Origin of the sequence: Vibrio sp. 10N.286.51.C3 (assembly GCF_003050065.1) — a bacterium.
Classification (GTDB): domain Bacteria; phylum Pseudomonadota; class Gammaproteobacteria; order Enterobacterales; family Vibrionaceae; genus Vibrio; species Vibrio crassostreae.
Genome location: NZ_PIGC01000036.1, coordinates 1 through 8,526 on the forward strand (window position 1 = coordinate 1; position 8,526 = coordinate 8,526).

Genomic DNA, 8,526 nt, shown 5'->3' on the forward strand with positions numbered 1-8,526 from the left:
GGCGGGTGGTTTAGGTAAATCCGGACCGCTACTAACGCTGAGATACGATGTCGAGCTACTACGGTAGTGAAGTCATTGATGCCATGCTTCCAGGAAAAGCCTCTAAGCTTCAGATTGTAAGGAATCGTACCCCAAACCGACACAGGTGGTCGGGTAGAGAATACCAAGGCGCTTGAGAGAACTCGGGTGAAGGAACTAGGCAAAATGGTACCGTAACTTCGGGAGAAGGTACGCTCTTATCAGTGAAGTCCCTTGCGGATGGAGCAGACGAGAGTCGCAGATACCAGGTGGCTGCAACTGTTTATTAAAAACACAGCACTGTGCAAAATCGTAAGATGACGTATACGGTGTGACGCCTGCCCGGTGCCGGAAGGTTAATTGATGGGGTTAGACTTCGGTCGAAGCTCTTGATCGAAGCCCCGGTAAACGGCGGCCGTAACTATAACGGTCCTAAGGTAGCGAAATTCCTTGTCGGGTAAGTTCCGACCTGCACGAATGGCGTAATGATGGCCACGCTGTCTCCACCCGAGACTCAGTGAAATTGAAATCGCTGTGAAGATGCAGTGTACCCGCGGCTAGACGGAAAGACCCCGTGAACCTTTACTACAGCTTGGCACTGAACATTGAACCTACATGTGTAGGATAGGTGGGAGACTTTGAAACCGCGTCGCTAGATGTGGTGGAGTCGTCCTTGAAATACCACCCTTGTAGTTTTGATGTTCTAACGTTGGTCCCTGAATCGGGATTACGGACAGTGCCTGGTGGGTAGTTTGACTGGGGCGGTCTCCTCCCAAAGAGTAACGGAGGAGCACGAAGGTGGGCTAAACACGGTTGGACATCGTGTGGTTAGTGCAATGGCATAAGCCCGCTTGACTGCGAGAATGACAATTCGAGCAGGTGCGAAAGCAGGTCATAGTGATCCGGTGGTTCTGAATGGAAGGGCCATCGCTCAACGGATAAAAGGTACTCCGGGGATAACAGGCTGATACCGCCCAAGAGTTCATATCGACGGCGGTGTTTGGCACCTCGATGTCGGCTCATCACATCCTGGGGCTGAAGTCGGTCCCAAGGGTATGGCTGTTCGCCATTTAAAGTGGTACGCGAGCTGGGTTTAGAACGTCGTGAGACAGTTCGGTCCCTATCTGCCGTGGGCGTTGGAAAATTGAAAGGGGCTGCTCCTAGTACGAGAGGACCGGAGTGGACGAACCTCTGGTGTTCGGGTTGTCATGCCAATGGCATTGCCCGGTAGCTAAGTTCGGAATCGATAACCGCTGAAAGCATCTAAGCGGGAAGCGAGCCTTGAGATGAGTTTTCCCTGACGCTATAAGCGTCCTAAAGGGTTGTCGTAGACTACGACGTTGATAGGCAGGGTGTGTAAGTGCTGCGAGGCATTGAGCTAACCTGTACTAATTGCCCGTGAGGCTTAACCATACAACACCCAAGGGGTTTTGTGGACTCAAAGAAATACCAAACGCTTGAATGAGTTTGAAGAGACTTTTAAATCAGTTTTCCAGATTATTTTGCCTTCAGTTTTTAAAAAACTGAAAGTAAAAGCAAAATTTGCTTGGCGACCATAGCATTGTGGACCCACCTGATTCCATGCCGAACTCAGAAGTGAAACACAATAGCGCCGATGGTAGTGTGGGGCTTCCCCATGTGAGAGTAGGACATCGCCAGGCTTTAAATTATGAACGACTTGTCAGCGACGACAAGTAGTCCACTGCGGAGTGGTAGTTCAGTTGGTTAGAATACCGGCCTGTCACGCCGGGGGTCGCGGGTTCGAGTCCCGTCCACTCCGCCACTTATTAGAAAAGCCCTGCTAGCAATAGCAGGGCTTTTTTACATTTGAAGAAAAGTGTTTTGCTGTTAGGTTGTATGAGTGTTGTTAAGATACCGAGCCCCTGCACTTCACGCTATTCCTGCACATATTAGAAAGCCTAGTCTGACGACTAGGCTTTCGTCGTTTTTGATGTATGAACTTCGGACTTTTGGTACAGACCTCATTGCTACCTATTGAGGTGTCTCTATAGAAACCGACAGGCGCTGTTTGCTCTCAAATCTGACGAATGAAGGTGGCTCTTTCAACTTTTTCTGTTGCACCTTCTAAAGAGGGATTTAGCTATCTCGTAGATACAAAAACGCCTAGCGTTTGCTAGGCGTTGATAGATGGTTATTTTTAACATCGACTACAGTATTTGTTTAAGCACTCTATCGGCTTTCACGCGAGTGATCTTGCGAATCAACTTCTGAACTTCCGTCGGGTAGCTCTCTATCTTGTCTAACTGCTTATAAGTACAGATAAGCTGAGTGTGTTGAAGGATATTATCCACTTCAGCTTGGAATTTGTCTGTTAGGTGATGGTAGTTATCTTGGATAAAGATGCCGTTCTCTAGATCTAGCTTCCATGCTCGAGGGTTTAGGTTATTGCCTGTTAGTAGCATGTAGCGCTTATCGACCCAAATCCCCTTTAGGTGGAAGCTATTGGAATCGTGTTGCCAAAGTCGAATTGATAGATTACGGCTAGCTATATGAGCTTCATTCGCTTTAGCGAAACGACGTAAGTTCAATTCGTAAAGGTATGGTAAACCGCCAATCGTTTTAAACTCTTCTTCTGGCGAGATAAAGAAATCATTTGCTGTCTTATCGCCAACAACAATGCTGACCTTTACGCCTCGCTTAAGCGCTTTCTTCACTTCTTTAGCTAGGCTAGGTGGGAAGTTGAAGTAAGGTGTGCAGATAAAGATTTCATCTTTAGCTTGAGCGACGAGTTGATTAATTCCCTGATTCAGTCGGTTACGTCTCTTACCGATACCAACCAATGGTGTTACAGCAACTTGGTCTGCTGAAACCTCTTGACCATCGAATTGATACTGAGATCTTGCCAATGATGCACGAAACTGACGAATCGCTGGTTTCAGTTCTTTGGTCGCAGGCTTGTTCTTATCAGCCAAGTCATAAACAGCGCTGTCCGCAACCATCTGTTCGTGTACGTAGGTAAACATCGAGTCCGCAAGCGCTACGTTGTTTAAAACGTGGTAACGATCAAAGCGATAGCGGTCATGGTAATTCAGGTAGATATTGTTAAGGCTTGCACCGCTGTATATCACGCTGTCATCGACGATAAAGCCTTTTAAGTGCAATACGCCAAAGACTTCTTTACCGCGAACTGGAATGCCATAGACAGGCACAGCGTGCTGATATTTTTCTGCGAACTCTTTATACATGGCTGCATTGCCTTCAGAAGACTCTGCGCCGATCAATCCACGCTGCGCTCGGTGCCAGTCGACACAAACGCTCACGTCTAATTCTGGATTCTTTTGCTTTGCTTCATATAAGGCAGTTAGGATCTCACGGCCAGCCTCATCATCTTCAAGATACAAAGCGACTAAACTAATACGAGTCGTTGCGCGAGATATCTCATCAAGTAGACGAGTTCGAAACTCTTGCGCTGATAGTAGTACTTCAAACTTGTCAGGATTCTGCGCTATGGTTGGCAACTGTATGAATGGATTCCTACTGGCAATCATATTGACTGTTTTACCTTAAAAATATGCAAAATTGCGAACCTTTAATTTTACCAAAGGGATAGCATCAAATACTAGATAATCGAGGCATTCTCTAACAATTTTGCTGAAAATGCATAGGAATGAGATCTTTTCCGCTATTCGAATAGCGCTCATATAAAACTCTTAAGCCATTGGGTAGCTGTTCTGGAGCGATCTGTACGAACTGATGTCGTGAGTAAAAGCTGGTGAGATGCGCGTAGGCAAAGCAGTAGTCGTTATCTGTTAGCGTATGCTGAGCACAATAATCCATAAGCTGAGAGCCTAATTGCTTACCACGATGTTCTTTTGATATAGCCATTCCGGTGAGCAAGCGAGTATTTTCTATCGTCCGAAAACGCACGACACCACAAAGCTCGTTATCCATCAGTAACGAATAGATAAGCTCACTCTTATTGGCTTTCCCTGTCGGATAATGTTCCTTGTAGAAACGTTTTACGAGGGGAACCTTTACGGGGTCTAATTGGGTAATGATGACATTGTTCATTCAGTCACTGCGCCACTGGTTTATCTGCTGTAGAATGGTTGCAGTGTAAGTTAATTGAATATCGTCATGCAATTCCATCTCAATGCTAGTTTAAAAAACGTTCATACTTTTTCCATCGATCAGACTTGTGATGCGTTGGTTGAAGTCACGACTATCGAAGAACTGATTACGGTTTATCAAGACCCTAAGTGGTCAACTTTGCCAAAGTTAATATTGGGTAAGGGCAGTAATATGCTTTTTACTGAGCACTTTGCAGGCCTGATTATTGTGAACCAGTTAGCCGGGATTACGTTAACCGAGACAGATAGCCATCACCATCTACATGTTAATGGTGGTGAGGATTGGCCTAGTTTGGTTAAGTGGAGTGTCGATAAAGGGCTGGGTGGTCTAGAAAATCTAGCAATGATACCCGGTTGTTCAGGCTCTGCTCCGATTCAGAATATTGGTGCGTACGGCGTTGAACTGCAAGACATATGCGAGTACGTTGATATCCTATGTCTGGATACTTATACAGTTAAGCGATTAAGCAAGGAAGAGTGTCTCTTTGGTTACCGAGATTCTATTTTCAAACATGCTCTCTACGGTAAAGCGATTGTTGTTGCGATTGGTTTAACGTTGCCGAAAGAGTGGGAGCCATGCAATCACTATGGCCCGTTAAAAAGCCTAGCAGCCGATAGTCTCTCTCCTCGTACTGTATTTGATGAAGTGTGTGCTATTCGTTCGAGTAAGCTGCCAGACCCTAGAATACAAGGGAATGCGGGCAGCTTCTTCAAAAACCCTTTGATCACCAAAGATCATTTTGATCGCCTGTTAGCTCTATATCCAAACATTGTCGGCTATGAGAGTAATGACATGATCAAAGTCGCTGCTGGCTGGCTGATTGATCAATGCCAGTTCAAGGGCGTGACAGAAGGTGGCGCTCAGGTTCACCCTAACCAAGCATTGGTTATCATCAATTCTGATGAGGCTTCTGCTGTGGATATCCTTAAGCTTGCAGAGCGAGTACGTCAGGCCGTTTTGAATAAATTCGATATTCGATTGGAACATGAAGTACGTTTTATGGGACGAGACCGTGAGACAAACCTAGATAAGGCTTTGGAGTCATTGGTATGAGAGAACATAGTACCAAGCTTGCACTATTGAGATGTCTTGCTGACGGTGAGTTTCATTCAGGTGAAGAGCTAGGTGAAATGATTGGTGTATCACGAGCGGCTATCAGCAAGCACATTAAAGGTATTCAAGAGTGGGGTTTAGATATCTACCGAGTACAAGGCAAGGGTTACAAGCTAGCTAGCCGTTTAGATATGCTTGACCAAGAAAAATTGTCTGCAGTTAGTCGCGATGCTTCTCTTGAGCTGATTCCAATCATCGGTTCTACAAACCAACACCTATTAGAGCGTACTAACACCCTCGAATCGGGTTCTGTCTGTATTGCTGAATATCAAGCTGCGGGGCGTGGACGTCGCGGACGAGAGTGGGTATCGCCATTTGGTGCAAATCTCTACCTTTCAATGTATTGGAGACTCGACGCAGGGATGGCTGCTGCGATGGGCTTAAGCCTTGTGGTTGGAGTAGCCGTTGTAGAGGCTTTGGAAGAGATGGGCGTTGAAGGCATCAAGCTTAAGTGGCCGAATGACCTATACCACAATGACAAGAAGCTCGCGGGTATCTTGGTCGAGCTCTCTGGGCAATCGGGTGGCGCAGCTCATATTGTTATTGGTTTAGGGCTGAATCTATCTATGGATCCAACGACATCAGGTATTGGTCAACCGTGGACTTCTCTTAAAGAAGTGTGTGACGGAAAGGTGCCTGATCGTAACCAATTAGCGCAGGCTCTGATCAATGCTTGGGACAAGTCTCTTGTGGATTATGAACTGAAAGGAATGTCCAATTTTGTAGAGCGTTGGAATCGCTTAGATAATTTCTTAGGTCGCAATGTTAGGTTGATTATTGGACCTAGAGAAATTGAAGGTGTTGTTCAGGGCATCGATGAACAAGGTGCCGTGTTACTCAAAACAGAGAATGGCCTCGAGAGTTATATTGGTGGTGAAATATCGCTAAGAAAAGGCGATTAAGGCGTTACTATTTTCTGAGTAACACTTCTTCAACCATGTGATCGGCGCCTTTTCGCAAAATCAGGTGCGCTCTTTCTCTTGTCGGAAGGATATTTTGTTCAAGGTTCAAGCCATTGATTGAACTCCAGATACCTTCCGCTTTATCCAGTGCCGCTTGATTCGATAACTTAGTGTAATGACTAAAGTACGAGCCAGGTTTAGTAAACGCGCCATCGCGAAACTTCATAAAACGATTGATGTACCATTCTTTGATTTGCTGGCTGTCAGCATCAACATAGAGTGAGAAATCAAGGAAGTCTGAAATAAACACACGATGCGGTTCGTGTGGGTAGTTCATGCCACTCTGTAAGACATTAAGCCCTTCAATAATAAGTACATCGGGTAGGTCGACACACTTAACATCATCAGTAATGTTGTAAGTTAGGTGCGAGTATACCGGTGCGGTGACATTTCTTTTGCACGCTTTAACATCTGAGACAAAGTTCACAAGACGCTTGATGTCGTAAGACTCAGGGAAGCCTTTTTTACTCATCAACCCTTTCTCTTCCAACACTTCATTTGGGTATAAGAAACCGTCCGTTGTGACTAGCTCAACTTTTGGGTGGTTTTCCCAACGAGAGAGTAGGGCTTTAAGCAGTCGTGCAGTTGTACTTTTACCAACCGCAACACTACCTGCAATACCTATGATAAAAGGTGGCGCTTTCTCTTTCTTATCTAGGAACTCGTGAAGTACCGAGTTTCTGTTTTGTCTGGCTGCTACATAGAGATTCAACAGCCGAGAAAGTGGTAGATAGATCTCCACAGCCTCTTCCATTGTGAGTTTTTCATTGATGCCTTGAAGCTCTTTTAAGTCGCTTTCAGAAAGTGTCATCGGAACTAAATTCCTTAGCTCAGACCAGCGTTCGCGGTCAAATGACATAAATGGGCTCATACAAAACTCTATAGTGGATAACAAAACAAGTGCATGGAAAATACATCAAGCGATAGATAAATAAAATATCTTCCTGTGCTAGATGCGTGTTAAAGATGGAAACCTTGAGCTAAATTGGCGTATGTAGGAGTTTGGTAAGAGAATTTTGCACTTTTTTTCAATTTACTATTGCAAGGTGGAAAATCATTCAATAAAATGCGCCCCACTTGTGCCGACTTAGCTCAGTAGGTAGAGCAACTGACTTGTAATCAGTAGGTCACCAGTTCGATTCCGGTAGTCGGCACCACTTTCTCCCTTCCTCTAAGGCAAGCGAGAGAAAGCTCAAAATTTGGAGAGGTTCCCGAGTGGCCAAAGGGAGCAGACTGTAAATCTGTTGGCACTGCCTTCGATGGTTCGAATCCGTCCCTCTCCACCATATTCTAAAGGTTAAATAGCTCAAACAGAGTTACGTGTTGCGTGCATCGTATAATGGCTATTACCTCAGCCTTCCAAGCTGATGATGCGGGTTCGATTCCCGCTGCACGCTCCAACTCATTTTGTGTGCTGATATAGCTCAGTCGGTAGAGCGCACCCTTGGTAAGGGTGAGGTCCCCAGTTCGACTCTGGGTATTAGCACCAGTCTAAAGCTTCTTCTCCTTTAATAAAGAAAACCATTTTTTTTGGTTGCGTGGTCTTATTTTAAGCCACCTAATCCGTACCTAGAGGGACACCCCATGTCTAAAGAAAAATTTGAACGTACGAAACCGCACGTAAACGTTGGTACTATCGGCCACGTTGACCACGGTAAAACAACTCTAACTGCTGCTATCTGTACTACACTTGCAAAAGTGTACGGCGGTGTTGCTAAAGATTTCGCATCTATCGATAACGCTCCAGAAGAGCGCGAGCGCGGTATCACAATCGCAACTTCTCACGTTGAGTACGATACTCCAGCACGTCACTACGCACACGTAGACTGTCCAGGACACGCGGATTATGTTAAAAACATGATCACTGGTGCTGCACAAATGGACGGCGGTATCCTAGTTGTTGCTGCGACTGACGGCCCTATGCCTCAAACTCGTGAGCACATCCTACTTGGTCGTCAAGTTGGTATCCCTTACATCATCGTATTCATGAACAAATGTGACATGGTTGATGACGAAGAGCTACTTGAGCTAGTTGAGATGGAAGTTCGTGAACTTCTTTCTGAATACGACTTCCCAGGTGATGACCTACCAGTTATCCAAGGTTCTGCACTTGGCGCACTAAACGGCGAGAAGCAGTGGGAAGACAAGATCGTTGAGCTTGCAGAAGCACTAGATTCTTACATTCCTGAGCCAGAGCGTGCAGTTGACCAACCGTTCCTACTACCAATTGAAGATGTATTCTCAATCCAAGGTCGTGGTACTGTTGTAACTGGTCGTATCGAGCGCGGTATCCTACGTGTAGGTGACGAAGTAGAAATCGTTGGTATCAAAGAGACTACTC

At 45.6% G+C, this 8,526-nt stretch carries 6 protein-coding genes, 5 tRNA genes and 2 rRNA genes; 10 read left to right on the top strand and 3 right to left on the bottom strand.

Annotation, left to right across the window (positions count from 1 at the left end):
* The 3 genes from CWO27_RS23185 to CWO27_RS23195 form a co-directional block, all read left to right on the top strand.
* A 23S ribosomal RNA gene (locus CWO27_RS23185) occupies positions 1 to 1,431 on the top strand; the annotation flags it as partial.
* Between the two features lie 132 nt (positions 1,432 to 1,563).
* Positions 1,564 to 1,679, top strand: a 5S ribosomal RNA gene (gene rrf / locus CWO27_RS23190).
* 45 nt (positions 1,680 to 1,724) lie between these two features.
* Positions 1,725 to 1,801, top strand: a tRNA-Asp gene (locus CWO27_RS23195).
* Positions 1,802 to 2,186: 385 nt separating this feature from the next.
* Here CWO27_RS23195 and pssA read toward each other — a convergent pair.
* Both pssA and CWO27_RS23205 read right to left on the bottom strand, forming a co-directional pair.
* Complete coding sequence (gene pssA, locus CWO27_RS23200) at positions 2,187 to 3,527, bottom strand: CDP-diacylglycerol--serine O-phosphatidyltransferase (protein WP_102479604.1); 1,341 nt, start codon at positions 3,525 to 3,527, stop codon at positions 2,187 to 2,189.
* A gap of 91 nt (positions 3,528 to 3,618) precedes the next feature.
* Positions 3,619 to 4,050, bottom strand: a complete 432-nt coding sequence (locus tag CWO27_RS23205) for a GNAT family N-acetyltransferase (RefSeq protein ID WP_102479603.1) — start codon at positions 4,048 to 4,050, stop codon at positions 3,619 to 3,621.
* A 66-nt stretch (positions 4,051 to 4,116) separates the two neighbouring features.
* On the opposite strand from CWO27_RS23205, the gene murB reads away from it, so the two are divergent.
* Both murB and birA read left to right on the top strand, forming a co-directional pair.
* A complete protein-coding gene (gene murB, locus CWO27_RS23210; RefSeq protein WP_102479602.1) occupies positions 4,117 to 5,163 on the top strand; it encodes a UDP-N-acetylmuramate dehydrogenase in 1,047 nt (348 codons plus the stop codon).
* Positions 5,160 to 6,125: a bifunctional biotin--[acetyl-CoA-carboxylase] ligase/biotin operon repressor BirA gene (birA, locus tag CWO27_RS23215; RefSeq protein ID WP_102479601.1), complete on the top strand. Its 966-nt coding sequence runs from the start codon at positions 5,160 to 5,162 to the stop codon at positions 6,123 to 6,125. The genes murB and birA overlap by 4 nt, the downstream gene beginning before the upstream one ends.
* Positions 6,126 to 6,132: 7 nt before the next feature.
* On the opposite strand, the gene coaA is transcribed toward birA, so the two are convergent.
* On the bottom strand, positions 6,133 to 7,056 hold the full coding sequence (gene coaA, locus CWO27_RS23220) for a type I pantothenate kinase (protein ID WP_048657856.1): 924 nt from the start codon (positions 7,054 to 7,056) through the stop codon (positions 6,133 to 6,135).
* Between the two features lie 210 nt (positions 7,057 to 7,266).
* Here coaA and CWO27_RS23225 point away from each other — a divergent pair.
* The 5 genes from CWO27_RS23225 to CWO27_RS23245 form a co-directional block, all read left to right on the top strand.
* Positions 7,267 to 7,342 (top strand) — tRNA-Thr (locus CWO27_RS23225).
* A 44-nt stretch (positions 7,343 to 7,386) separates the two neighbouring features.
* Positions 7,387 to 7,471 (top strand) — tRNA-Tyr (locus CWO27_RS23230).
* Positions 7,472 to 7,510: 39 nt separating this feature from the next.
* Positions 7,511 to 7,585, top strand: a tRNA-Gly gene (locus tag CWO27_RS23235).
* 13 nt (positions 7,586 to 7,598) lie between these two features.
* Positions 7,599 to 7,674 (top strand) — tRNA-Thr (locus CWO27_RS23240).
* A 95-nt stretch (positions 7,675 to 7,769) separates the two neighbouring features.
* On the top strand, positions 7,770 to 8,526 hold a 757-nt coding region (locus CWO27_RS23245; protein WP_146161583.1), incomplete at its 3' end, for an elongation factor Tu.